Raw genomic sequence first — 24,159 nt, 5'->3', positions numbered from 1 at the left:
TGAGCTCGCTTAGCCAACAAACCCGATAAACAGGTAGGAGGCCAGCAGCACGCCTACCCACAACACCATATTGCCAGAAGGGTATGAGCCTGAGAGCAGGCCTCCTAAGCCTTTATGTTTGCTGGCAATAAAGGACTGGCATTGGTTTAATCTGCCACTAACAGCTTGGCGCAGCGCCCCGTCTGCCTGCCAAATAACTGCAAACACTTTTTGCAGCACATTGGGAATGGCGCGCCTGTAGATCCAATCCACATCTAAGTTGGTCGAGCGCAGCTCTGGCGGATACATGTTTCTCAAGTTTAACCAGACGAACGCCAAGGCTGAGAACAGCAGCAACTGAGTTTGCGCCAATACGTGGGTCGCATCATAAGGGTTATAACCCGTATCATATGGCAGCAGGGAGTACAGCGCCGCAGGATAGATACCGATGGCAACACAGAGGCTGGCGGCGATAAACATGGCGAACAACATATTGCCAGGTGGATCGTTGGCGCGCAGCCCCGAGTCGTGGGCGAAGAAGGCAAAGTAGGGGATCTTGATCCCTGCATGATGGAACACACCAGCGGAGGCGAACAGCAACATCAACCAGATCCAGTCATAACCGTTTTCAAGCGCCGCAGACATCACCATCGACTTGCTGACAAAGCCACTGAACAGCGGGAAGGCTGAGATAGAAGCCGCACCTACGATACAGAGTATCGTGGTCTTGGGCATGGTCTTATACAGGCCGCCCAGATCTGAGCCGTTTATTCTGCCCGTCATATGCAGCACTGCGCCCATGCTCATAAACAGCAGGCCTTTGAAGATCACGTCGTTAAAAGCATGTGCAATGGCGCCGTTGATTGCCAGTGCGGTACCGATCCCGATACCCACCACCATAAAGCCAACTTGGTTTATCAAGCTATAGGCCAACACGCGGCGAAGATCATTTTCAATCACAGCAAAGAAGATTGGGAAGCAGGTCATGGCTGCGCCAATGTATACCAGCAGCTCGGTGCCAGGGTAGGCCCGGGCTAGGGCATAAACGGCCACCTTAGTGGTAAATGCACTGAGGAGCACAGTACCCGTAGGCGTCGCCTCTGGGTAGGCATCTGTGAGCCAGTTATGGGCAAAGGGAAAGGCACATTTAATGCCAAAGGCGATTAATATCAGCCAGCCAGCGATACTCTCCAGGCCGATGTAGCCAAAGGCTAGTGAGCCCATTTCGGCGGCATAAAATAGTGCGCCTACCAGCAATATGACGCCTGATAGCACTTGAATGATCAGGTATCGCATCCCGGCATGATAAGCGCGGGACGTTCTGCGCGCCCAGATCAGAAATACCGAGGTAAATGCCAGTAGCTCCCAGAATACAAATAGGGTCAGTAGATCGCCGGCAAATACCGCGCCCAGCGCACTACCTGCATAGAGCATGGCTGCTACCTGTTGTACGGTATCTTTGACATGAAGCGAGTAGATAATGGAGATGAATGCGGCGATATGAAATACGTAGCCAAACATCAGGCTCAGTTTGTCAGCGCGATATGGCACCAGCTCATAATCTAAAAATGTCAGCTGCAGATGAATGCCTTCAGGCACAGTCCACAGGTGCATTGCGCTAATGACAGGAATGGCCACCATTATCGCACCGCGTAATTTGCCCCGGGTCATTGCAGCAATAAGCCCGCCTATAAAGAACAGGGTAAAGGGCGGTAGCTCAAGCATCCACATCGTGATCACCTATTTTTTTGTTTTCAGTCTGATTGTTTGCACCCTTGTGGGTGTTTTCATCAGTCGCTTTTTCTAAACCGTTGTCATCACTGATTTTTTCTAAACTGTCGTCATCATAATAATCTTCTGAGCGCATCAGAAAGGTGCGCATCCAGCGAGCGATGACCACTAAGACCACACAGCCGACAAAGCCATAGATGGGGTAGAAGGCTGGCAGGTTTTCCCAGCTATGATAGACATGGCGATTGATGACAAAATCAAGCACGACGACGAGCACACAGCAGGCATAGAAAATATTCATAACCCATTTGGTATTTTTGGGGTTATCAAAGAAGTACTGCTTGTTATCTTTCTCGTTCTTATTAATGTCCATGGCTAACTCCAGGTACAGTTAAGATGGTTTTTGCCAACTCATAGAGAGGTTGCGGATAGATAAACAAGATAAGGCAACCTAAGGTGGTGATGGATAGTGCGATTAATGACACCAGCGGTGCCTCCTTGATGCCAGTCTTTGCCGCTGGGTGCCCTTTGCCAGGGAAGAAGGCGTGGTATGGGATAGGCAGCAGGTAGGCGATATTGAGCAGTGAGCTCACCATCAGCACCATCATAATGGCCCAATAACCTGTCTCCATGGTGCCCATCAACAGGAACCACTTACTCCAAGTACCGCCTGCTGGTGGCACGCCAATGATACTCAGGCTAGCGATAAAAAATGCGAACATGGTGACTGGCATAGTAAAGCCAAGGCCGCGCATTTCGCTGACTTTCGATTTATGGGTCGCCACCAGAATGGCGCCTGCACAGAAGAACAGGGTGATCTTGCCAAAAGCATGAGTCGCAATGTGCATCGAGCTGCCGATAACCCCAGATGAGGTGGCTAGCAGTGCACCTATGGTGATATAGCCCAGCTGGCTCACTGTAGAGTATGCAAGGCGCGCTTTTAAGTTATCCTGACGCATGGCTACTATCGAGGCGAGCAGCACAGATGCGCCCGCTAGATAGAGCAGGAACTCGGTCGTCGGCAGGGTTGGCAACAGCTCGATACCAAAGATAAACACGCAGACCTTTAATATGGTGAATACCCCAGCCTTAACAACGGCAACGGCATGCAGCAGGGCGCTCACCGGTGTTGGCGCGACCATAGCGGCGGGTAGCCAGCGATGGAACGGCATGATGGCCGCTTTACCAATACCAAATACAAACAGCACCAGTATTGCGCCGACCAAGTTGGTATCGACATTATCGCCAAATACACCGCCTACGGTGAAGTCCAGGGTGCCGGCCACAAACCAGGTCAAGATAATCGCCAGTAGGAAGAAGGCGATAGAGGTGCCGAGTAAGATACCTAAATATACGCGTCCTCCCTGTTTGGCCTTTTCAGTGCCAGCGTGGGTCACTAAAGGATAGGTGGAGAGGGTCAACACTTCGTAGAAGATAAATAGCGTGAACAGGTTGGCCGAAAATGCCAGCCCCATCACTGCGCTTATGGCTAATGCGAAGCAGAGATAGAAGCGAGTTTGATTGTCCTCCCCGTGGCCACGCATATAGCCGATGGCATAGAGGGTGGTGATGAGCCAGAGAAAGCTGGCAATGAGGGCGAACAGCATCCCTAGTGGCTCAACAACAAAGCTGACTTCCAGGCCTGGCAGCAGCTGCCACCAAAACACCTCGATAGATGCGCCGGCACTGAGCCCTTGATATAGGTTTATCACACAAAAGAGCACCGCAAGACTGAAGCTTATGGTTACAGCCTCACGAAGGTTGGGATGTTTTCCCGTTGCCAAGATCGCCAAGGTGGCGAGCAGTGGCAAGATGATGGTTAGCTGTAGCAACAGCTCCAAAGATAGATTCATGGGTTAATTCCAAACAAGCTTTGAGAAGCCGCCTGTGCCACCTGCACACTAAGGCGGGTATCGATGCCAAAATAGATATTGGCCAGTACCAGTGCCCAAATTGGGGCGAGGAAGGTCCAAGGGGCTTCCTGCACCGCTTCACGACCCGGTAGAGGGGGCTTGAAATAGGCGATCTCAACGATTCGCCAGATATAAAGGACGGCCAATAGTGATCCCAGTAGCACCAGTACTGCTACCGGCCACATTCCCACCTCAACGGCGGCTACAAGCAGGTACCACTTGCTGACAAACCCGACTGTCAGAGGCACGCCAATCAAACTCAGGCCACCGACAACGATGGCTGCCATGGTGAGGGGCATCTGTCGTCCTAACCCTTGGAACTGGCTAAGCTGTACACTGCCGATGCGGTACATCACCGCGCCTAACGCCAAAAACAGGGCGCTCTTCATTAAGGCGTGGTTAAACAGGTGCAGCAGTGTGGCCATAAGCCCTGTGCTGGTGTGGATGGCATAGCCAATAATCATGTAGCCAACCTGAGCGATGCTCGAATAGGCGAAGATATGTTTGACATTGGTTTTATATATCGCCGCCGTAGAGGCCGCGAATATGCCGACCAGCCCAAGCACCATAAATATGCTCTGCAGCGGCAGGGTGGAGAAGGAGAACTCGATACCAAATACCGTAAAGCTAAAGCGGATCAATAGGTAAACCGCAACTTTAGTCGCCGTAGCAGCGAGGAATGCGGTCACTATTGAGGGAGCGTAGGCGTAGGCATTAGGTAACCACAGGTGAAGTGGGAATAGTGCTAGCTTCAGACAGACGCCGACGATTAAGAAGGCAAATGCGGCAAATACGGTGCGCGTTTGGTTTACCTCTGCAAGCCGGTTGGCGAGATCTGCCATATTCAGCGTCCCCGTCATCTGGTACAGCAAGCCGATGCCGATCAAAATAAAGGTCGCACCGATAGTGCCCATGATCAGGTATTGATAGGCGGCCCAAAGGGCGCGTCTATCTTTGCCGAGCGCAATCAGCGCGTAGGCTGATAGCGACGATATCTCCAGAAATACGAATACATTAAACACATCGCCGGTGGAGACGATGCCAAACATACCCGTTATTGATAGTAGGTACAGACTATAAAAGAGCGTGTGGCGATCTTCTGCTAGCTCTTTTTGAATGCTGGTATGCGCTGCAAACAGCACTACCGTACCGACGGCTGAGATGATCAGCAGCAGAAGCGCGTTGAGCTCATCGATACGATATTCGATCCCCCAAGGGGCATCCCACCCGCCGAGCTGATAGATAATGGTGCCGGAGCTCATTACCTGTTGCAGTAGAAATATGCTATTGAGGCAGGTAAAGGCGCTCACGAGTAGGGCAAATAGCCATACTAGTTTGGAGCGGTTTAGGAACCAGCATAGAGGCGCTGCCATCAGCGGCACAATAACTTGTAAAATAGGCAGATGGGCTAGCACGATGTTTTATCCTCAGTGAGCTGATCTTGAATTTGAATCTCATCCTCCTCGATAGAGCCGTATGACTCTTTGATTCTTACGACCAGTGCGAGGCCGAGCGCCGTTGTTGCAATACCGACCACAATCGCGGTAAGAATAAGCACATGGGGGAGGGGGTTAGAGTAGCGAGCCACACCTTCAGCCAAGATTGGTGCGCTACCGCTATCGACATTGCCCATACTGATGTAAAAGATAAAAACCGAGGTTTGGAAAATCGTTAAGCCAACCAATTTTTTGATCAGGTTGCCATGGGCGATAACAATATAGAAACCGATCATCATCAGCAGTACCACGATCCAGTAGTTATAGAGTCCTAGTACCATTATTCCCCCTCGCCTTTGTTCTGTTTAGTAAAGCTCAGTTCAATGCTGTTTATCTCAGTAGCCTGCTGTTGCGCTTCTCTGCGACCTGCAAAGTTGAAATAGATAATGATCATCACCGCAGCAACTGTGCAGCCAACGCCCAGCTCGATAAGCAAAATACCTAAGTGCTGACCAGCAATGGGGTCATCAGCGAGTACGTTGTAATCTAAGAAGTTACCGCCGTTAAATAGCGAGACCACACCGACACTGGCATAGAGCAGCAAGCCGATAGCAGCGATCAGTTGGATAAGCGATTGATTAAAGACACGCCTTGCGGTGTCTAGCCCAAATAACATGGCATAGAGGATGATTGCAGCGGCAAAAATCACACCTGCCTGGAACCCGCCACCAGGGCCAAAGTCACCGTGGAACTGAACATAGAGTGCAAACAGCAAGATAAAGGGGATCAATATTTTGCTGATGATCCGTAGCACCATATGCTGCTCATGCATCTGATCTTTTTTGCTCTCATTGCTGCTCTCACCTAATTGAAGTGACCTGCGGCGTAGAGGCAGCGATAGCAGTGACAGCACACCAATACCCGCAGTAAAGATAACGGCGACCTCACCTAAGGTGTCAAAGGCACGGTAGCTAGCCAGTACTGAAGTGACAATGTTGGGAACACCGATCTCCTGCATAGAATCATTAATATAGCGAGGGGCAACATGTTGATGAACCGGTGCGTCGAAACTGCCAAAGTAGGGCATATCTAAGGTGCCGTAGATCAGCATGCCACCAGTGATAAATACCACTAATAGAGCCAGCAGAGGTTTATGCCGTTTAGGGGCCTCGGTGCGACCTGTCATGGTGATAGCTGCCAGCATGAGTAAGCCAGATATTCCCGCGCCTACAGAGGCTTCGGTAAAGGCCACATCCACGGCATCGAGTACAACAAAGAAGCTCGCGGAGAGTAAGCCGTAGATCCCGGTTAACATCACCACGGCGAGCAGATCTTTGGTCCGCACAATGGCAATAGCAATAACGACGAGAAAGCTTAATAGAACGACATTAACTAAAGTTTCGATGGCTTGTCCCCTCCCTTGTTGCTTGAGTCGTCAAGCACGGGCTGTAAGTTGTTACGCAGTGCAGCCTTGGCCAGTGCATGACTTGCTGTAGGGTTGATAAATAGGGTGAACAGTAGAATCATCATCAACTTAAGTAGCACCAAACCCGCTGGATTTTGTAGCATCAGGCCAATGAGTATCATCCCCGCACCTAAGGTGTCGGTGACACCTACCGCGTGCATGCGGGTATAGAAATCAGGGAAGCGCAAGATGCCGACGCCGCCGGATAGGCAGAGAAAACAGCCGAGCAGCAAACATAAGCCACTGCCAATCTCGAGTATGAGATTCATTGTTTACCCTCTTTAGATGATGGTTGCTGTTGAAGCGGGTGCTTGAACTCAACTGAGTCAGAAAAGCGTAGTACGCCGATAACACTGATAAAGTTGATCAGGGCGTATACCAGGGCAATATCGAGAAACTCGGGTCGTCCCATCAAAAAGCCCAGTATCGAGATCAGTAGCACCGTTTTAGTGCCAAACATATTAAATGCCAGGATCCGATCGTATAGCGTTGGCCCCACGACGCAGCGAATGATCGCGAGGAGCATGACAACAAGGATGGCGATTGTGGCAGCAGTTAACATCTGTTTTCCAATTCAGTGACTCGGCGATCCATCTCGCCGGCTTTTAAGGTGTCGATATTTTCTTTGAGCAGTGAGTGGATAGTCATGCGATCGCCGACTAAGTCCACCGTTACCGTACCCGGCGTTAAGGTAATGGAGTTGGCGTAGATAACCTTGCCGAGATCTGTGCGTTGACTGGCATCTATCGTGACAAGGGTGGGGGAGATACTGCTATTGCCAAGCCAGATATGTTTGACCACAGAGATATTGGAAACAATGATCTCTTTGGTTAGCCATAACACGTAGTTAGGCATTTTCAGTGAAAGGTGAACTGGCTGAGACTCATGGTCGATCACATCCATCCTGTGTGCAATATAGAGCACTAGTAGGATAGAAGCGGCACCCAGTGACAGCAGAAGTGCGTTGCTGTAGTTTGAGTTAATCCACCAAAAGAGAGACAGGCTCAAGCAAAGGCTGAGTGTGTGGGTCGGCATCTGATAGCTTACCTCCTCTAGTGGTATTTTATTTAATGCTTTGCTGTTATTCATCATTTTTACCGTTACCAATATGCTTATTGGGTTGAGGGCCAATACATGGTTTTGCTACTAAGTTTTATCTGTGACATGCAGTGATTTATGAGCATGAAGACTCCGCTTCAAGCGCATCGAAAATTTGCGTGTGTAGCAACTGCATCGATTCGATTGGGTAGGACAGATGTCCAACGAGGCGCTCTGCTAAGTGCTCAACATTGTCATCTCTAGACAGGCATAGCTGGATCGGTTGCTCCTTTGATGTGCGTTTTCCTACTCGAGTTTGGTAGGCCCTATCGAAAAACACTCCCGATGTTTCACGTAATACGTAATCTGATTTTGTGGTTAATGAACCAGCCAGAAACCCCTGAATATAGTAAACACAGGAATTGGCTGAGACCTCTTCAGACGCTTTTTTGAGTGACATGCAAGACTCAAGTAGCAGTCGTTCCTCATCTGCAAGCTCATTTGAGCCAGCAGACAATGAAAAGGGGAGGGTTAATGTCACTAGTATTAAGAAATGGCTGATCTTCATCTGAATTCCTTGGCGGTATATTGGCCTAATCGTTTGTAAATAGTTCCTGGTCCTTAAGTGCCTCGTAACCAGAAATAACAACTCAATATTGACAACGTTTATTTCTTAATCGTCAATCCAGGTTCTGATGTGTCTCAGTAAATTAAACGGTTTACCCTATCTGTTTTTATTCAACAGCGTGGCTGTCAGTGACAGCATATAGTGAGGTAAAGAGTATTTTGTCAGGTACCTGCTATTAGGTTACTTATTTTCTCAAATCGAGGTGGAACCAATATTCTATTTGTTCGGTGTAGTTATTCTTTAGCCGTGACATTTAAGAGTAAATGGCAAGTTAGTGTATACTCGCATATTGTTTCTACATTCATCGGGAATAACGAGGTGTTGTGGTAAGCTCTTGTTTAGTTGGGTTAATCTTTTTCGTTAAATGCTTTCTAGATGTAAGTGTTAGAATGTTTAAGTTTTGATTTATGTTAAGTTAAGCTTAATTAAATGTTCGCTTAACCTTTAATTAAGTTTATTTTAAGTTTTGCAATTTGCCTGTTTGTAATTTGGTTAGTCTCTCGCTTAAGTAACGGCGTCTCGTTTAAGTAATAGTGTCTCGCCTAAGTAATGGTGTATCTATATTGCTTGCTGAAATAGTTTTTAAATTCTTCTACTTTCTGAAGTCGATGGTAACGATCATAAAAACATTGCTATATAGCTGTTGTAAGCGATGTGTAAATTGATGTGCCAATTAAAGTAGCAAGGCCAGTTCAGTATCTGATCGATAGGGATATTGAAATTAAAAAGTGTAGGGAACAATTTTGACCGTGCTTCTCGTTCATGAGCGTATGGTTATGCCATATTCACCTTTCGACGGGGAATGTTGTAACCTGCGGCGGTGTTTGAAGTCGCTGGATTCTAATGGGCTGCGACCCCTTTATCTAGTAAGGTTCCAAACTTCGTTTGGATTAACGTCGTGGAATTCCATTCCCTTCTCGCAATAAAGAGTAGGGCAAGGAGGACTGCTCGTCCTCATCCTCCTTGCATCCACCTATGACGCCCCGGCGAAGTTGTCTTCCTTCGGTCTTTCTTGAAAATAGCTAACGTTTCCGATGGTACATCCTGTACCCCGAAAACTAGCCCCACATCCGTGTGGGACTTACGTAACTTTGGTTTATAAAGAGTCTGCGAAGCCCTTCGGCAACTTCCAACGGGGACTTGTTGTAACCTGCGGCTGCATTTGAATGAACTTATGGCGATGGGTGAAGCGCATTACTACAAGCCTTCCCTTTGCACCATTTTCCGCTTTGATGTTGCTTTTTGAATTCGCACATGGCGTCCCAACGACCGCTAATTCCACTGTATTGACGTCGAAACTCTTTGGCGGATGTTATCCATGCATCGGGTGAAATGCCCAATTCATTAAGTAATTTAGGTCGGTTTGAATCAATGAACCCTCTTTTATCATTTCTAATGGCTCTACCCGTCCAGTCGATGAGTTGTAGATAATCACAGAAATGAAATGGGATACCTGATTGGGTAGCAAGGTGGGTTGAACCATCGAATTCAGCGAGTGGTTTTGGTGGCTCGCCAGCTGCAAGTTCTGGTTCTTGAGCCGTGGGAGAGAGAGGGTTACAGGCGTTTGTATCAAGCGAATTTAATTCGGCAATGCGCTCTTGAATAGAAGTGAAATCAGAGGTTTGCACTGTATCTGCAATACCTGCCCTGATAGGGTTTAAATCTACATACATCATACATGCAAGTAGTGCTTGTTCATCCAGCAAGGCTTGGGATTTAAACCTTCCTTCCCAGAATGCCCCCTTACACTCATCTTCACGATTTGCCCTACGTGCTATCTCTTCATTAAGGCACCTCATAAACCATGAAATACTCGATAAACGCTCGTGCCATTCGGCGAGTAAACTATCGAGAAGCAAGGGTTCTCCCTCAATTAATGTTTCACCATTCATATACTTGGTTGCTACCGCATGCCCTTTGGTGACTTTACACCATCGGCTAATGACTTCCTTGTTACTCAATGATTTAGCTTTATCAGTATCGATTTTAAGAACTAAATGATAGTGATTGTTCATCACTGCATAGGCACAAATATCGATACAGAAAATAGTTGAAAGCGCTTTGACTTTATCGACAATCCAGCCACGTCTATGTTCGTAGCTTTTACCTGTGAGCTTATCCTCCCCACACAGAAAAGCCCTTCTGACACAGCGATTTATGATGTGATAGAAGGGTGTCGATTCTGGGTCTATCAAGGTTCGTCGAGCAGAGGTCATAATCGATATCCCACACTAGGCCAAGTTGAGGTTACTAAAAGCCTAGTAGAGGATGAGCTAAAGGACAAAAGATATGGCTGTCCTGTCTTTTTTCTGTCTTTTCTTTATGTTATTTTTTTGCTAATTTAGCTACAATCTCATCTAGCTTGTCAGGAAATCGGCCTAGTTTTATATCAGGAAGGTTATCGTAATAATCATGATTGATTTTATAAAGTCCCTTATTGGTAAATTCTAAAAAACTTTCACTTATAAGTGATTTTAAGAAACCTTTATGTGACTTACTCCATTTCACACTGGTGTTTAACTTTATTAAATTGCTAGACCTCTGTGTTGTATCAATATATCTTGATATTGAGACTATATTGTCTCGCACTCGTTTCTGCTTGATGCAATCATCATCCTGCTGGTTTTTTATTTCACTCATTATGTTGCAATCTTCAAACTTACAGGAAGCTTCGAATATGTCTGTTTTAATATTGTTTGCTTTTTTTAATGTTATTTTGTTGAACTCACAATAAGAAAAAACAACTTTTGATTCACTTGGGAATATGCAGTCTTCAAATTTTTCAAATTCTGAAAAATATGAATTTGTTATTGTTATGTTGCTAAAGTCTAAAGTGTGAAACTCTCCATAAATATGTAGTCCGTCAATACTTGTTGTGTTAGTCGTAGAACCTTTGATTTGCAACAAGAAATTACTTCTATCAGGTTTGTTATCACAATTTCTATTTGACATCAGTATGTAAAGCATTGCTGAAATGGATTTTTTGTATTTACTTTTCTCATAATTAGAGGTGCTGTGAGATTCTTTATGAGACATTTGTTTTAAAAGTTTAGTTGAGTTTTCTATGAATTTTTCATTGTTGGTGTCAATTGTATCAACGAGTGAAGAGTAAATCTCTCCATTTCCTTTGTAAGAATCCTTTAGTAATTCAGATATTTTTTCTGTCAGTGATATGTTTTTTAACAAAAGATAACGAGCATAACGGCATCTTACTAAAGAGCATAGCGCCTCCTCTTTTATTGAAATGAAGTCACTCGTTACACTGAAAATAGGATTCCTTAAAAACTTATTAACAGTTTCATTAAAAGATAGCTCAACATACTCTTTTAACTCTGAAGTAGATATTTTGTTGTTGTGGCTAGTTACTATTTCAACAAGTAGTAAAAACAGGTCGTCAACAGTGCAATTTATTTTTTGTTTTTCGATTTCTCTATTTAACATATAGTCTAAAATAGAATCGTAGACATGGTCTGAAATAAGGTATTCAGAGTTTTCATTATATGATTTGTTATGTGGTCCATCACCAAGTACAGCTTGGCAGGCTAAGTTAATAATAACTGGAAGAGAGAAGCTACCTTTCCTTAATTTTTTACTTTCTAGTAGTTTATCAAATTTCGTTCTTTGAGAATCAGTTTTTAGTTTTATTTTTTTGAATTTCTCAATATCACCTTCAGTGAAGCCGTTTAATTTAAATTTCTTGATTAATGGAGAAGACGAAACTAGATTTTTTGCAAAATAGTCTCGCGTTGTCAATATGATTTTCGTGTTGTGAAATCTTTCGTCTAAATCTGACAGAGATTGAAAAAATCGCTCTAAATTAAACCGTTCTCCTAGTGCGCTATCTATTTCATCTAAACCATCAATAATAACCTGAATATTTCCGCAGGCATAATTTATGCTAAAGTCATTAGTTGATAAATTTGATAAGTTACTTTCTTCCTTAAACGCTTCAAATAGATCTAGTAGTGATTCGACATAAATATCATGAAAATTTTTCAGACTAGATGTTCTTTCCCCTCGAATCAAGAAGACGCCTTTTTTTCTTACGTCACTATCTCTTTCAATATCACTTTTAAGTGCATCACATAGGGTCGTTTTTCCTACCCCACCACTACCAAATATGATAGAAATACTGCTTCCCATTTTGTCGGCTAGAATTGATTTGAAATACTCAGTACCATGCCCTAAGTTGGTATCGTCTTCATGATACGTATAAAGACTTTGATCAATATAATCACTTCTCTTATGATGTTTTGTATCATCATAACTTTTGAATGTTGAGTCCCAAATTGTTTCCTCAAGATACTGTATGCCATCATAAATTGTTGCGCTCAGCTGTCTTTTTGCTGTTTCTTTATTTAGATGGCTTATTCTGTCAATAGGTCCTGTTGCATTATATTTTTTTGTCACGTAAACATTAAGAATTTTAGGTTTTTCAAAAGTGCTCACAAAGCTATCTAATGTATTTGTTATAGTTACATTTTTCCCTATAAACAAAAAACCTTCAACTCTTCCACGATTTTCAAAAAAGAAGTACTCATAGTAAACTTTTTTTGATGAATCTTTAATTATTTCCCGATTACTTAATACTTTGCTCAAATCTCTCCGGCTGACTAAGAGAGGTAATATATTTATTGCATCTAAATTAACTTCTGGGGAATCCCTTTTTTTTTTAAATGGAAGAATCTTTAGGTTGCTAAAGGCAAATTTAGACTCAAGGGCACGATGAATAAATGAAAATGCTATATATGCACTTTCAGATTGGAAGGATTTTTCTTTATGTCCATCAGCCCAGTCGCAAATTGTTTTTACAATAATCCATGGAACGTTTTTATCATGGCACGCAACATAAACTCCATGTGCTTCCATTTCACCACCAATGGCGTCAGGAAAGTGACTAAGGAGTTTTTGTTTGAATTGATTATTGTCAATAAGCTTTTCTCCAGAAAGTATCGGGCCTGATATTACGGTTGCATCTTTATTTTTATTATTAAACAAATAATCATGTGTAGAATTTTGAGTTAACCTGTTAATTAAGGTCCTATTCGCTTCCGGTTTTATGCCTCTATATTCAATACTTCCATTGTCATTAACGCGGGCTTGCTCATAGAATACTACGGACTTACTGACTAATATATCACCTAGCTTTTGTTTGTCTTTTTCTTTACCCAAAGCTATCCCCCCCATAATTATCGCTTTGGGAGTAAGGGCTGCAATGGATTCCTGAGTGGTCTGTAAAGAGGCTCCTGAAGATATGGCTCCCATACTATTGGTTTTGACAATAGCACATATGAAATTACCAAATAAACCGATGTAATAGGTGTTGGCGTTGTAATAAGCTTGGAGGATATCATCTTCAATAGGGGTTAAAAACTCTATTGCTGCGTTTAACTCCACAGTAGTCGCTGTAATGATCAAAAAATCAATATCATAAGACTCGTTTAACTCGCTTAGCTCAACTTCTTGATAAATAGACATATTTAGTTAACTCTTGTAATTTTAATATATCAAGTTTTGGTATATCGTTGATATCATTTGTCTCTCAGGTTCAACGATACTACTTACTACTCAACAGAAATTTGTAAGATTCAAGGAGAAAGTTCCATAAATCAATTGGTTAGCGTATGTCATGCTTAATTGCACACTGATTATGACTTGCATCTTCATCCTTGAATGTTTGCCGTTATAAGACAGCGCTGCTGTAGCATTCCCCTTTACTGTGATAATTCTAATTTAGAGAAAGACCTTGCGCCATGTTATCTAACTGCCCACACCATAACTAGTTTTTGTAGTTAATTCAATATCTTCCTAGGCTATTGCTGAGAATTACTATGTTATACCTTTTTGTCAGTAAAAGCTTGGGGAACTGAGCTAACTCTACTTTTCTATCCTTAAGTACTCACCCTAACCAGCTACCGCCTCCAGAGATATACACTTCCCCAAAAAAAGAGCCGGAGTTAATTCGCTCCGGCCTTTCATTTCTTATGCATTACTAATGAGTGTTTCAAGATTATCAAGAAAGCAGGTTTTCTATGTAGGGTCTAACGATAAATGGGGTCAGAGAAATAAGCTGTCTGAGCAAACCATATCTAAGCCAACTTTGACCTCAGATATGGCCACCACATATTAGTTCGCCGCTACGACTCTACCTGCATCCAATCGACCTGGACGCCGGCTTGGTCGAACATATCCTGGCTGACTTTAATCTTATCTCCCCAGCGCGACAGAAAATCTTCGCTGGGTTGCGGGCTATGTACGGCGCGTAAACCAGTTTGGATTATCTTGGCAGCGCAGTTGGGGCAGGGGAAGTGGGTCACCCAGATCTCACAGCTACTCAGATCACGTTTGGCATGGAGTATGGCGTTCTCTTCTGCATGGAGGGTTTTCAGGAGTTTCATCTCCCGGTTGTCGGTTTCGGCACTATCGGAGATCCCATGGGGGTAGCCGTTGAAACCTAATGAGACAATGCGGTTATTTTCGGTGATCACTGCCCCAACTTGAGTGGAGGGATCTTTACTCCAAGATGCAACTAGCTCGGCCATCTGTAAAAATCGTATCGCCCATTTTGTCATCATCTAATCGAAACTCCTAAATCTATACTATTGAATAAACCGCTCAAACCAGGTGTTATTCTCTATGGAGAACAATGATAAATCAACACTAATACTAATCAGGAATAGCAATCAACTAATACCCATCACGAATACCCATCACTAATATCAATCAGCAATAAGTTGGCTCGGAGTCTGCCTCCACTTTTCCTTTCTGGCATTTCTTTGATGTAACCCATCTATCCTGTGTCTCAGTTAGGTTTATGATTCTTGCCTATTTCGCAGAAAAGAAGTCGCATACAGATGACAAATATTAATCAACAAAGGCTGGTTGAACACTTTCTCTCGCTGGTGAAAATCGACAGCGAATCAGGCAATGAAAAAGCGGTTGCTGAAACCTTAGTAGAGCAACTCGGTCAACTGGGCTTTGAGGTTACACAGCTTAGCGTTCCTGGCACCATTTCAAATGGCTTTAATATCTACGCCAAGCTACAGGGCTCGCTTGAAGGTAGCATCATTTTCAGCAGCCACATGGATACTGTGACACCGGGTAATGGTATTGAACCCATCATTGAAGATGGTGTTATTAGCGCTAAAGGCGACACCATTTTAGGGGGCGATGACAAATCCGGTATCGCTGCGGTCATGGAAGCGGTTCGTGCCATTCAAGAAAGTGGTGATGCACATAAAACCATTGAAGTTGCGTTTACCGTTTATGAAGAGCGTGGCATGCATGGCTCTAAGAACTTCGATATGAGCAAGATTGAGTCTAACCAAGCTATAGTGCTTGATTCCGGTGGCCCGATTGGCACGATTATCACTACGGCTCCGGGTCAACAAAGCCTGAAAGTTACCATCAAAGGCAAGCCTGCGCACGCGGGACTGGAACCTGAAGCAGGCATTAATGCCCTGACGGTCGCGGCTGACGCCATCAGCAAGATGCAGTTGAGTCGAATCGATGAGGAAACCACCGCCAATATCGGTGTAGTGCAAGGTGGTCAGGCGACCAACATCGTGATGCCAGAGTTGCACATCGAAGCGGAAGCCCGCTCATTGAATGATGATAAGCTGGCGAAGCAAGTGGAACACATGGTATCGACCTTTGAATCGGCGGCACAAAAGCATGGCGCAGGCATAGAGATTGCCTCGAGTCGCTCTTACAATGCGTACCATATCTCGGATGATGATGCGCACGTTACTGAGATTAAAGCCGCTTTTGAAGCCATAGGTATCGAAGCTGTCACTAAGCCTACCGGTGGAGGCTCAGATGCCAACATCTTTAATGAAAAAGGCCTGAAGACGGTTAACTTGTCGACGGGGATGTCGAAAGTGCACACCACAGATGAGTTTATCGCCGTCGCCGATCTGGTATCAATCACAGAGTTTATCCGTTCATACCTGACGCGCTGATAAAAGTGGATTGTTTTCACCACTTGCGACCCATGAGGCAAGCTGTCGGTCGGTGCCGATAGCGGCCTCTGGAGTATCGGTCTTTGCTCTATCTTAGTCGAGATAAATGCTGTCGCGATAAATGACGAGCTATTGCCTGGCTAATGTTTAGCTATTCTCTACAAGGCGGGGGAAGTGTACTCACATTTCTCACTGCCGCGCTTGAGCATAGGCCTTGTATTGCCTACAATGGCGCGATTATTTATACCATTTTCAACTTTTTTATAATTGGGGCCAGACCATGACCGACACTACATCGCAACCCGCTTTACCCGATCGCCTTTCGGTTAATCCACGTAGCCCACATCATGTGGCAGAAATTTTCGAGCACGAGATCGGTATTAAGGTTAACGGCAAAGAGCGTTTTGATGTCGAGGAATATTGCGTCAGTGAAGGTTGGGTAAAAGTCCCGACTCACAAGGCGTTGGACCGTCGTGGTCAACCGCTTATGATGACAGTAAAAGGGACGGTTGAAGCGTTTTATAAATAAAATGCTTTTAATGTAGGAGCGGCTTTAGCCGCGAAGTGATTAAAACGAACCCCTTGCGGTTCGTTTTTTTATAGGCGGAGTTTGAGGGTTATATTGCCGTCATTCCGGCGATGCCTGTCGCCGGAACCTATCATTCTTACAACTTATAACTTACCACTTATAACTTACAGCTTATAACTTACCACTTATAACTTCTTTTACGGCTGTAACCACAGGGCGTGCAACGCGGCTCTGGATGCGACCAGTTCCCCCTGCATCATCACATTATCGGCATTAACGTATTGGTTGACCCCATCCTGAACATCCTGCTGGTACAGAACAACGTTATTGAGTATTGAAGCCACTTTCAGCCCGCGCAGTCTGCCCACGGTTAACAGGGCGGACGTTTCCATGTCTGCGCCAAGTACGCCTTTTTGGCTCCAGAGCTGACAGATACTATCCTCATCATCGCGGTAAAAACTATCATGGGAGCGAACCAGACCCACGTGAGCCGGGTAGTTATTTTCAACCAGATACGCCTCTATCCCAAAGAGCAGATGGCGGTTGGCGCAGGCCGGGAACTCACTGGCCACATAAGCTTTAGAGCCTCCCTCATCACGTACCGCAGCCTCGGCAACAATCAGTTCGCCCAGGGCTATATCGTGCTGCAGCGCACCGGCCGAGCCGACCCGTACCACATATTTGGCACCACACAGATTCAGCTCTTCCAGGGCGATGATGGCCGATGGCGCACCCACACCCGTGCTGCACACCGTGATCAATTTGCCCTGGTACAGGCCATTCATCAGGCGAAACTCACGGTTATCGGCTAACAGCTCAACTTGCTCCAGCAGGGCTGAGATGCGATTAACACGATCCGGCTCACCACACACGATGACATGCTCGGCCACCTGTTGCGGACTCACCGCGATATGGGGTTGTTTGCTCATCTTATTGCCTCTTAATGACAATACCCGCCATCATCTTACTGCAGCCTTACTGATGGCAAGAGTAATAAAGACGGGTATATCTGATTCTGTCTGCCGGGGGCTCTTGTAAGGATAACCGGCAGCAATGGGTATGGCCGATATCATACCAAGTCAGGATTTAGATACTTAGATCCTGTCGTCATTATTCAATCAAATAAGATCAGCTAAGAGCATGGCCATAATAGTTTCCCTGTGGGCCAGGTCACTTTGGTTTATAAAGCGTTGCTACAGGTAAGTCTATTTACAGCGCCAATATAGCGTATGACTGATAAGGGTATTGGAAGTGTCGGAGACTGCGGCGGTGGGGGCTGTTGTTGGGCTTAAGGCATGCCAACCTTATCATTTCGAGCCATCTTTTTGTGCAGCCTTTTTGTGCCATCTTTTCGTTTTCATCATCGTTAGGAGCTGGCCGGCTAGGACCTCTTTACCGATTCACTCTTCTTTGCAGTTTGTTGATGTTCTTATTCATTCAGTTTCAACAGAAAATTAAGGTTGAGTTAAGAAAAGTGCTGTAGGCAGCCCTGATTTATCTATAGCTAGTGCTTATTTTTTGCTACTTATTTGGATCTGGTCGTTGTTTTTATGGTGATTTGTGAAGTCTGTCTGCATTGTTTTTTGATAAGTTAAGTTAATATTTTAAGTTTCATAAGAAAAGACTTTTGCCTTTAGTAAGGTCTTGTTATTGCTCACCTTTATTTTTGTTGTATTAGTTTTGTATTTTTATAATCTTATGTGGCTTTCAATCTGGGTCGCGATATATCGCTATATGTGCGACATATCGTTTAATTGGGTGTCATCTTTACTTAATTAATAAATTCCACGTACCTATAAGTAGATAGTTAATTCAGGGTTAAAGTTTGATCGATAACATGTTTATTAAATTTGATTAGGTGTTTATCACATTGTTACTTTAATTTTATGTTCAGTTGTTTTCGCTGTGATATTAATTGTTTCAAGTTCGTTGGACGGTTAAATATTGATGGTAATATAATTTAATTGTTGATGAGCTGGTTTTTAATAAAAACTAAAAATGTCGATGAGGAATGAACATGAAAATTAAAAAGCTGGCAATTGCTGTCATGCTATCAACCGTATTTACCGGTTATAGTATGGCAACAGAAGTCGATTTATATAAAAGTGAAAATTGGAAAAAACAGTTCCCTGAACAATATACTACTTGGGCTGAAACAGAAGAGACCACTCCTGAATCAGGCAAATTGGATGACTTCTTAGCTTCTAATCCAAACCTTGTCAGCGCTTGGGCTGGCTACGGTTTTGCCAAAGATTATAATCGTGCCAGAGGTCATCAATTTGCGATGACTGATATAATAAAAACGCTGCGTACAGGGCACCCGGTTGTCGGCCATGATGGTAAAGTCGTTGGCGAGGCAATGCCTGCTAACTGCTGGTCTTGTAAAACACCCGATATCGCTCGCATGTATGACAAGGTGGGGGAAGCTAATTTCTCTGACAATAGCTGGTCAACCTGGGGCCACGAAATGTCTAATTCAATCGGTTGCGCCGATTGTCATGAGTTAGGCAGTGATGAAATCAGAATTAGTCGTCCCTATGCCGCTCGAGCAATGAAATCGATTGGCAAAGACTTTTCCAAGCAAACACAGACTATGCAAGCCAGCCAGACTTGTGCTCAATGCCATATTGAATACTACTTCGAAGGTTCTGACAGTAAGAAAGTTCGCTACCCTTGGGATCATTGGGTGCCAGGTGTGAAAACTGATTATAAAGAGGTTGTGAACTACACCGGGACTGATGGCCTTTATCAAGGTTTTGCGGCTGAAGCCAAGCTTGCTTACTATGATCAGCGTAACTTCAAAGACTGGACCAACGCCATTTCGGGCGTACCATCGCTCAAAGCACAACATCCTGAATATGAAAACATGTTAGATCGAACTGAACATGCGATGGATAATCACTTAGAGTTTGGTTGTACGACTTGTCATATGCCTAAGGCGACCAACAAAGCCGGGGCTAAGTACTCCAATCATAAGGTGACGTTTGACGCTGAACAGCTGCCTGAAAGCTGCTTAAGTTGTCATGAGGGTGCTGACTTCGAAGAGATATTTGATGAGCGTAAAGCTGAAATCAAAAAGCTGCGTTTTACAGCCGATGGCACAGATCCTCGCTTAACTGAAGCCCACTTTAAAGCACAGGCAATTTGGTCTGCGAATGGGATTAAAGGTCTCGAAGCAGGTAAGAGCATTGGTGAAGCTAAGGGTAACTATGAAGCGGCATTAAAAGCAGGTACTCCGTTAGCGGCAGAAATGGATAGTTTATTAACTAAAATCAGACATGGACAGTGGTTCTGGGACAGTGCAACAGCGTCTCACGGTATCCATGCACATAATCCTACAGAAGCAGTACGTCTGCTGAAAAAGTCGAATTCGATTTTAGATGAAGCGATTGCCGAAGCCGATCTGTTATTAACTAAGTATGCGCCTAACTATGTTTATGATGGCAGCAAATACGATACTAAAGCTAAGGTTCAACCTTTAGCGGGTCTAAATTTTGAAGCGATGAAAACCTCGAAAGACAATTTTATCGAGAAGCGCGTTGAAAAAGAATGGCCCGTTGATTTGAAATAAATAGCCTCTCCACTATTACTCTCAAATCCGTTTGCCAGTCGATGTAAGTCGACTGGCTTTTTTTGTCAGCCAGTTTTCAAATTAAATAACTAGTCACCATTTGTTATTTGTTATTTTTAAAGTAAAAGTAAAAGTAAAAGTAAAAGTCGATTAGGTTTTATTATTCTCATCAGCTCTGCCAGTTTAACCGGGTTTTATGCTGGTTCGGTAAATACCACTAATAATGAAATTAACGCAACCAATCATTTTAAACCTCCCATTGTTAATCTTTTTGAAGATACGTCCTTTTATCATTGTGCTGCTAAATTGCTTGAGCCTCACGGTGAGGAGGGCGTTTTTGTATAGGGAGATACTTATCCCTGTAGGCCATGGATGGCAAACGAAAGGGAGCTGTATAGGGAGATACTTATCCCTGCAGGCCATGGATGGCAAACGAAAGGGAGCTGTATAGGGACATACTTATCCCTGTAGGCCATGAATGGCAAACGAAAGGGAGCTGTATAGGGGGGACTTATCCTCACATTTAGTTTTTTTGCATATCGATTTTAAGCAATAAATCATATTCGAAGGGTATTATATTGAAGTGTGCTCTATAGCAGTATTCTTGTCATAATTTACCGCTACCATTGGCACCAAGCTATATATGATTAACTTTTCACAAGGAGTATTTATGGCCCTTAGGCATCAGCAAAAAGTGTACCTACCCAAGGACGTTCGAAGTAATCAATACATCACCGCGGAAATCATAGTAACGGATGCCTTGCTGGCCCATTATACCGATTATAAAACCTGTTATCAGACGCTTAGCCGCGCCATTTTCAATCTTGCCGAGCAGGAAGAGTTATATAATATTCATGTGATCACTAACGATAAGTTACCGGTGGTGCGTTTTCACACCGAAGCCTATTGCTTCCCAACGGCTGAACAGATCATATTTTTCTATAATCCTGAGTATCATGAAGCGCAAACGCTTCATAGTCAGGATGATTACCGGGCACGTAAAATCAGGATTGTATTGTTAGCGACGGGTGAAGAAATTCGCAGTAACTCGGCTAATTTTCATATCAAAGTGCAGTCTTTCCTCGCCAAGCTGATGCCTCAACTGCCGGAAAAAGATCTCAAAATCAAAATCCGCGATCATCAACATCTCTCTTATGACCTGTTCGCCAAGGCTAAAGGCAACAAAGAGAGTTATGGGTATAAGCTACGTTCAATCAGCGACAGATATAAGGCAAGACAGTGTCCGCTTCCCGAAGGACACGGTTCACTATGCTATGTCACGGTAAAGCTACCCCTGAGCCGTAAGCTCAAACAAGCGTTATTGCCGACACATACCGACGACTTTACGCCGCTGTATAAGAAGCTGGAAGATACCTTTATCCAGGCCGCATCTGGCAACAAACTTAACCGGATTGCTATGGTGGCTAATGGGCTAACACCATTGGTACGTAACAGTAAGTTCGATCAGGTCGATGGTACCGACGAGGTGCAGATGCTTGGCTTCGATCCTAATATCGAAGAGCAGCAATATATTCGCCATTGGGACGGTAATCGCTTAGTCGAAACGGTGAACTTTACTATCGCCGCAGGCGTAAAAGACTCTAAAGATGACGGACTCAGCCGTTATTTGAATCGGGTTGAAGATGCGTTAAAGAGCCTTACGTCTGAGTTAGCGTTAGATAAGTCACGCGAAGAGCTCATTGTGCGGTTCCATCAACATATTAGTTATAAAGCCCCTGAATAGGCTATCAGTTAATAAACCCCGTATCCCTCCCGCAATCGTGGGTTGAGTCTTGCCTATCCTTAAACATTTGATTTCGGATGTTTGAGGAGGCAAGCCTTTTTCATACCTTCTTGCATTCAAGGCATTCAGGTGTCCTACCTATCAGATGCCGAGCCGACCTCTCTCTTTAATCTTAGTTAACTTGTAACAGGGCTGAATTATCTATTATATTAGTCAAATGTGATGCTAATAATGGAGGGGCGATGGTGACTGATGACAAGTTAATCTTGCTATTGAAGTGCTGTATCGCTGTCGGTCTTGGCCTGATCTCCCTCGGTATCTATTTTCACAACTACAGCGACACGGTTGAAGCTATGGGGGTAAAAGGGATCATCATTAGCGCAATGTGTGTGGCCTTCGGCATGGCGCTGTCTCTGCCGACTAAAATGTACCTGACCTTTATTCTGGTAAAGCGGGAAACTGAAAGGAAAGAGCAGGACTAAGGTCGCCTCCTCTGAACTAAGTAGGATAGATAGGCCAGTTATCTGACCTATCGTATTTTCAAGCTTTAGCGTTATAACAAAGCAGGTATGCCCGGTAATTGACCCACCAGTGCCAACGAACCTACACAAATGATCAGAGCGGCCACTGGAATGATAAGTTTGTCAGTACGTGACAGAGAATCTGCACGCTCTTTGTTACCTATTAACCCGAGGTTATCGAGTACCATAGTCAGTGCCCACCCAAATACAGGGTTGACCAAGGCGCAAGCGAACATGCAGATCCCGGCGCTTTGGGAATTACGCGAACACTTCACCATCTGCATTCCGGCTTCCAGCAGCGGCAGGAATACACCCACTAAAAGAGCAACACGCAGAACAGGTTCCCACATTGCGAGATCCATCGGGAAGCCCAATACGGCAGTCAGCACACAAAGTAGACCCGTTAGTAGAGCACCACCTGGAATCGGACGCTTAGCAATCGCTGCCGGGATCATGTATGTACCCCAAGATGAGGCCAGGTTACCTCCACCTAGGCCAGCACCGACTATTTGACGAATAGAACACACAGCCATGGTGTCATCTACATTCATCAGTGTACCTTTTGCACTTTTCGGGTAATTTAATTCCTGAAATACACGGTGACCCAGAAAATCTGGCGACCACATAGCCACAGCCAGAATGGCGAAAGGAATAACGGCAATATAGTGCTCCAGTTGCGGCCAGCCTAATTGCCAACCTGTAGTTTCACCCCACCAGTAAAACGGATTCATGTTGGGTAAACCCGGCTCGGTAACAAATTCAAACGGTACGCCCATTGCGAATGCAACGACACCGGCAATCAGTGAACAGAGTGGAATAGCCAGCCAACGTTTTTCAATTTTTGCCAGGTAAGCATAAATAATAATGGAGGTAAGAATGACGACGAATGGAACCGCATCTTGCGCAGAGCTTATAGCCCATGACTCAAATTTGCTTAATTGTCCGATAAGTCCTACAGCACCAAGGTATATTAACAACCCACCCCGTACTCCTTCGCCGGTTAATTTTACCAGCCGGGACCCGCCCTTGGTTGCACTCAAGATTAAACCAAATAGACCCACCATTATCCCAAGCGCAAGAGGGTGCCCGCCAGCTGCTGCGATGAGTGGAATTAATGGGATCATTGGCCCGTGAGTGCCCGCCAAATTGGACAATGGGTTCAAGATTGCAGAGAAGAATACAACAAAAATGACACCGGCAATTAATAGTTCAAAACGGGTGTTTTCCGCGACAAACTCTTGTGACAGGCCAAACTGTGATGCAAATGCTGCAACCATAGCGGCAACCATTACGACTTTACCGATGGTTGCTGCAACCGCTGGTACCCAATCCTCTATTTCGATACCAAAATCACGAAACGGTAAATTAACCCGCCAGCGTTTTAGATCCATAATTGATAGTTCATGCTCAAGATAGGCGCTCCTTGATTCAAACTCGCTTGCCTTTCGGCGGCGCTGTTTATAGGTCGCTTGTTCTATACTCATTTCTTCTCCAATTGATCAATAACACCAGCTAAAAACTCTTTCTGTTAATGAAAGTAACTTATGTTAATGAAAGAAGTTTACATTAATGAAAGTTCTGTTAACGAAGTTTAAACCTAGTCTGAACAATTTCAATAACAATTAGCGATGTTTAATATACAG

General features: G+C 44.5%; 20 protein-coding genes. 5 read left to right on the top strand and 15 right to left on the bottom strand.

Going from position 1 to position 24,159, the window contains the following annotated elements; translation table 11 throughout:
• Positions 1–9: 9 nt before the first annotated feature.
• From SSED_RS19185 to SSED_RS19125, 13 genes are all read right to left on the bottom strand, one after another.
• Complete coding sequence (locus SSED_RS19185) at positions 10–1,710, bottom strand: Na(+)/H(+) antiporter subunit D (RefSeq protein ID WP_012144003.1); 1,701 nt, start codon at positions 1,708–1,710, stop codon at positions 10–12.
• Positions 1,697–2,083, bottom strand: coding sequence for a hypothetical protein (locus tag SSED_RS19180; RefSeq protein ID WP_012144002.1), 387 nt, complete (start codon positions 2,081–2,083; stop codon positions 1,697–1,699). Before SSED_RS19180 ends, SSED_RS19185 begins: the two co-directional genes overlap by 14 nt.
• Positions 2,073–3,563, bottom strand: coding sequence for a monovalent cation/H+ antiporter subunit D family protein (locus SSED_RS19175; RefSeq protein WP_012144001.1), 1,491 nt, complete (start codon positions 3,561–3,563; stop codon positions 2,073–2,075). The genes SSED_RS19180 and SSED_RS19175 overlap by 11 nt, the downstream gene beginning before the upstream one ends.
• A complete protein-coding gene (locus SSED_RS19170; protein WP_012144000.1) occupies positions 3,560–5,038 on the bottom strand; it encodes a monovalent cation/H+ antiporter subunit D family protein in 1,479 nt (492 codons plus the stop codon). The genes SSED_RS19175 and SSED_RS19170 overlap by 4 nt, the downstream gene beginning before the upstream one ends.
• Complete coding sequence (locus SSED_RS19165; RefSeq protein WP_012143999.1) at positions 5,032–5,400, bottom strand: cation:proton antiporter subunit C; 369 nt, start codon at positions 5,398–5,400, stop codon at positions 5,032–5,034. The genes SSED_RS19170 and SSED_RS19165 overlap by 7 nt, the downstream gene beginning before the upstream one ends.
• The gene (locus tag SSED_RS19160) at positions 5,400–6,419 is read right to left on the bottom strand and encodes a Na(+)/H(+) antiporter subunit B (RefSeq protein ID WP_263053392.1); all 1,020 of its coding nucleotides are present in this window, start codon (positions 6,417–6,419) and stop codon (positions 5,400–5,402) included. Before SSED_RS19160 ends, SSED_RS19165 begins: the two co-directional genes overlap by 1 nt.
• Before the next feature lie 32 nt (positions 6,420–6,451).
• The gene (gene mnhG / locus SSED_RS19155) at positions 6,452–6,793 is read right to left on the bottom strand and encodes a monovalent cation/H(+) antiporter subunit G (protein WP_012143997.1); all 342 of its coding nucleotides are present in this window, start codon (positions 6,791–6,793) and stop codon (positions 6,452–6,454) included.
• On the bottom strand, positions 6,790–7,086 hold the full coding sequence (locus SSED_RS19150) for an MrpF/PhaF family protein (protein ID WP_041421805.1): 297 nt from the start codon (positions 7,084–7,086) through the stop codon (positions 6,790–6,792). Before SSED_RS19150 ends, mnhG begins: the two co-directional genes overlap by 4 nt.
• Complete coding sequence (locus SSED_RS19145) at positions 7,080–7,616, bottom strand: Na+/H+ antiporter subunit E (protein WP_223295927.1); 537 nt, start codon at positions 7,614–7,616, stop codon at positions 7,080–7,082. The genes SSED_RS19150 and SSED_RS19145 overlap by 7 nt, the downstream gene beginning before the upstream one ends.
• Before the next feature lie 82 nt (positions 7,617–7,698).
• On the bottom strand, positions 7,699–8,130 hold the full coding sequence (locus tag SSED_RS19140) for a hypothetical protein (protein ID WP_041421803.1): 432 nt from the start codon (positions 8,128–8,130) through the stop codon (positions 7,699–7,701).
• 1,232 nt (positions 8,131–9,362) lie between these two features.
• A complete protein-coding gene (locus SSED_RS19135; protein ID WP_012143993.1) occupies positions 9,363–10,406 on the bottom strand; it encodes a hypothetical protein in 1,044 nt (347 codons plus the stop codon).
• Positions 10,407–10,515: 109 nt separating this feature from the next.
• Entirely contained in the window at positions 10,516–13,668 is a 3,153-nt protein-coding gene (locus SSED_RS19130; protein ID WP_012143992.1) for a phosphorylase family protein, read from the bottom strand.
• Positions 13,669–14,327: 659 nt separating this feature from the next.
• Positions 14,328–14,765, bottom strand: a complete 438-nt coding sequence (locus SSED_RS19125; protein WP_012143991.1) for a dCMP deaminase family protein — start codon at positions 14,763–14,765, stop codon at positions 14,328–14,330.
• Between the two features lie 279 nt (positions 14,766–15,044).
• Between SSED_RS19125 and SSED_RS19120 the strand changes: the two genes are divergently transcribed.
• Together SSED_RS19120 and SSED_RS19115 are read left to right on the top strand one after the other, a co-directional pair.
• Positions 15,045–16,151 carry a M20/M25/M40 family metallo-hydrolase gene (locus SSED_RS19120; RefSeq protein ID WP_012143990.1) on the top strand — a complete coding sequence of 369 codons (1,107 nt, stop codon included), beginning with the start codon at positions 15,045–15,047 and terminating at the stop codon, positions 16,149–16,151.
• A 280-nt stretch (positions 16,152–16,431) separates the two neighbouring features.
• Positions 16,432–16,680 carry a DUF3297 family protein gene (locus SSED_RS19115; protein ID WP_012143989.1) on the top strand — a complete coding sequence of 83 codons (249 nt, stop codon included), beginning with the start codon at positions 16,432–16,434 and terminating at the stop codon, positions 16,678–16,680.
• 197 nt (positions 16,681–16,877) lie between these two features.
• On the opposite strand, the gene SSED_RS19110 is transcribed toward SSED_RS19115, so the two are convergent.
• Complete coding sequence (locus SSED_RS19110) at positions 16,878–17,609, bottom strand: nucleoside phosphorylase (protein ID WP_012143988.1); 732 nt, start codon at positions 17,607–17,609, stop codon at positions 16,878–16,880.
• 1,088 nt (positions 17,610–18,697) lie between these two features.
• Between SSED_RS19110 and SSED_RS19105 the strand changes: the two genes are divergently transcribed.
• From SSED_RS19105 to SSED_RS19095, 3 genes are all read left to right on the top strand, one after another.
• The gene (locus SSED_RS19105; protein ID WP_012143987.1) at positions 18,698–20,251 is read left to right on the top strand and encodes an ammonia-forming cytochrome c nitrite reductase subunit c552; all 1,554 of its coding nucleotides are present in this window, start codon (positions 18,698–18,700) and stop codon (positions 20,249–20,251) included.
• Positions 20,252–20,921: 670 nt separating this feature from the next.
• Complete coding sequence (locus tag SSED_RS19100) at positions 20,922–21,995, top strand: DUF3083 family protein (protein WP_012143986.1); 1,074 nt, start codon at positions 20,922–20,924, stop codon at positions 21,993–21,995.
• A gap of 245 nt (positions 21,996–22,240) precedes the next feature.
• The gene (locus tag SSED_RS19095; protein WP_041422315.1) at positions 22,241–22,477 is read left to right on the top strand and encodes a hypothetical protein; all 237 of its coding nucleotides are present in this window, start codon (positions 22,241–22,243) and stop codon (positions 22,475–22,477) included.
• A 71-nt stretch (positions 22,478–22,548) separates the two neighbouring features.
• On the opposite strand, the gene SSED_RS19090 is transcribed toward SSED_RS19095, so the two are convergent.
• The gene (locus SSED_RS19090; RefSeq protein ID WP_012143984.1) at positions 22,549–24,000 is read right to left on the bottom strand and encodes a DUF3360 family protein; all 1,452 of its coding nucleotides are present in this window, start codon (positions 23,998–24,000) and stop codon (positions 22,549–22,551) included.
• Positions 24,001–24,159: the final 159 nt, after the last annotated feature.

This window comes from Shewanella sediminis HAW-EB3, assembly GCF_000018025.1.
In the GTDB taxonomy this organism is placed as follows: Bacteria; Pseudomonadota; Gammaproteobacteria; order Enterobacterales; family Shewanellaceae; genus Shewanella; species Shewanella sediminis.
The sequence above is the reverse complement of the archived record's forward strand: the minus strand, read 5'-3'. Positions and strand labels throughout refer to the sequence as shown.

Bases quoted from the DNA above. Each gene is read 5' to 3' on its own strand.
- SSED_RS19185 (WP_012144003.1), bottom strand. From the start codon at position 1,710: ATGTGGATGCTTGAGCTACCGCCCTTTACCCTGTTCTTTATAGGCGGG.
- SSED_RS19180 (WP_012144002.1), bottom strand. From the start codon at position 2,083: ATGGACATTAATAAGAACGAGAAAGATAACAAGCAGTACTTCTTTGAT.
- SSED_RS19175 (WP_012144001.1), bottom strand. From the start codon at position 3,563: ATGAATCTATCTTTGGAGCTGTTGCTACAGCTAACCATCATCTTGCCA.
- SSED_RS19165 (WP_012143999.1), bottom strand. From the start codon at position 5,400: ATGGTACTAGGACTCTATAACTACTGGATCGTGGTACTGCTGATGATG.
- mnhG (WP_012143997.1), bottom strand. From the start codon at position 6,793: ATGAATCTCATACTCGAGATTGGCAGTGGCTTATGTTTGCTGCTCGGC.
- SSED_RS19150 (WP_041421805.1), bottom strand. From the start codon at position 7,086: ATGTTAACTGCTGCCACAATCGCCATCCTTGTTGTCATGCTCCTCGCG.
- SSED_RS19145 (WP_223295927.1), bottom strand. From the start codon at position 7,616: ATGATGAATAACAGCAAAGCATTAAATAAAATACCACTAGAGGAGGTA.
- SSED_RS19140 (WP_041421803.1), bottom strand. From the start codon at position 8,130: ATGAAGATCAGCCATTTCTTAATACTAGTGACATTAACCCTCCCCTTT.
- SSED_RS19135 (WP_012143993.1), bottom strand. From the start codon at position 10,406: ATGACCTCTGCTCGACGAACCTTGATAGACCCAGAATCGACACCCTTC.
- SSED_RS19130 (WP_012143992.1), bottom strand. From the start codon at position 13,668: ATGTCTATTTATCAAGAAGTTGAGCTAAGCGAGTTAAACGAGTCTTAT.
- SSED_RS19125 (WP_012143991.1), bottom strand. From the start codon at position 14,765: ATGATGACAAAATGGGCGATACGATTTTTACAGATGGCCGAGCTAGTT.
- SSED_RS19120 (WP_012143990.1), top strand. From the start codon at position 15,045: ATGACAAATATTAATCAACAAAGGCTGGTTGAACACTTTCTCTCGCTG.
- SSED_RS19115 (WP_012143989.1), top strand. From the start codon at position 16,432: ATGACCGACACTACATCGCAACCCGCTTTACCCGATCGCCTTTCGGTT.
- SSED_RS19110 (WP_012143988.1), bottom strand. From the start codon at position 17,609: ATGAGCAAACAACCCCATATCGCGGTGAGTCCGCAACAGGTGGCCGAG.
- SSED_RS19105 (WP_012143987.1), top strand. From the start codon at position 18,698: ATGAAAATTAAAAAGCTGGCAATTGCTGTCATGCTATCAACCGTATTT.
- SSED_RS19100 (WP_012143986.1), top strand. From the start codon at position 20,922: ATGGCCCTTAGGCATCAGCAAAAAGTGTACCTACCCAAGGACGTTCGA.
- SSED_RS19090 (WP_012143984.1), bottom strand. From the start codon at position 24,000: ATGAGTATAGAACAAGCGACCTATAAACAGCGCCGCCGAAAGGCAAGC.